This window comes from Mesorhizobium sp. M7A.F.Ca.CA.003.01.2.1 (genome assembly GCF_003998945.1).
In the GTDB taxonomy this organism is placed as follows: Bacteria; Pseudomonadota; Alphaproteobacteria; order Rhizobiales; family Rhizobiaceae; genus Mesorhizobium; species Mesorhizobium ciceri.
Map to the genome: position 1 here is coordinate 1 of NZ_RZRA01001715.1, position 400 is coordinate 400.

Annotated in this window: 1 protein-coding gene; it reads left to right on the forward strand. The window is 65.2% G+C overall.

Annotated features, from left to right (window positions below; genetic code table 11):
* Nucleotides 1–331 (forward strand): sugar phosphate isomerase/epimerase (locus EN969_RS35080; RefSeq protein WP_164758843.1); only part of this gene is annotated, 331 nt, incomplete at its 5' end.
* Nucleotides 332–400 lie beyond the last annotated feature (69 nt).

Genomic DNA, 400 nt, shown 5'->3' on the forward strand with positions numbered 1-400 from the left:
GATCGATCCGATGCCGCAGATCCGCAAATGGGCGCCGCGCATCTTCCACGTCCACGGCAAGGACGCGACGGTGCGCTGGGATGTCATCCGCGAGCATGGCGTGTTCGGCCGGCTGCCCTTCGTGCAGATGCGAACGCCGGGCTTCGGCGACAGCGACTGGACGCGGGTGATCAGCGAATTGCGGCTGGCCGGATACAAGGGCGCCATCGACATCGAAGGCTGGCACGACCCTGTCTATCGAGGCGATCTCGAAATCACCGGGCAGGTGCGCGCGCTGGAATATCTCAAGCAATGCCGGGGAGGGGCCAGCTACCTGCCGAACCCGATGTGAGGATCGGCCGGCGGGAGGAGCCGGCCGGGATGTCTGCAACGCACATTGCCGAAGCGAATGTCGAAACCC